This window comes from Streptococcus sp. 10824 (assembly GCF_013276595.1).
Taxonomy (GTDB): domain Bacteria; phylum Bacillota; class Bacilli; order Lactobacillales; family Streptococcaceae; genus Streptococcus; species Streptococcus pseudopneumoniae.
Map to the genome: position 1 here is coordinate 1 of NZ_VMLH01000145.1, position 601 is coordinate 601.

1 pseudogene is annotated in these 601 nt (G+C 38.9%); it reads right to left on the reverse strand.

Annotation, left to right across the window (positions count from 1 at the left end):
* Nucleotides 1-258: 258 nt before the first annotated feature.
* A pseudogene (locus HT701_RS11285) lies at nucleotides 259-601 on the reverse strand (ISNCY family transposase); the annotation flags it as partial.

Below are 601 nucleotides of genomic sequence, written 5' to 3' on the forward strand. Positions count from 1 at the left end.
TGTCAATCGAAAGTGATGATGCCCCAAAAAATGGTGAGATTGAGGGCAATTATTTTGCTTTCATTTGACACGAGGAACCCTTGAAGCTGTTTTTTCAGCTAAACCAAGGCTAGTCTTAGCCTTGGCTCTCTAGCCTCACAACTCCAAGCCTCTTATCAAATGAAATGCTTGTCTTAGACTCCTTACTTTCTCTCTCCTAAATGTAAGGGATAGAGTGATTTCCTTTAAGGAACAGCTTCCCATTTAGCGAGAAATAGATTATACTTGTAGCTGAGGAGAATGAAGCTCCTCACTAGTAAACTCTTCATAATCCTTTTTATTTTTCTGAAGATATTGTTTGAAAGATGTGAGTTTCCACGGATGGGTTTGTGGAGGGACATACTTGCGTCTTTCTTTTTTTGTTCTGGTTCTGATTCAAAGTTTTTCGAATAGAGTTCATGAACTAGTAGCTCCTTTGTGTGATAGATCTTGTCAGCGATATTGAGGTAGATGTCACCGTCAACTTCTTTTATAACGAATGCTTTCGTCTTTCTGCTGAAGTAGACTTCTTTTCCTTGTTCAACAGGGATATAGCAACGATTTTGGAATCGGATATGGTGTC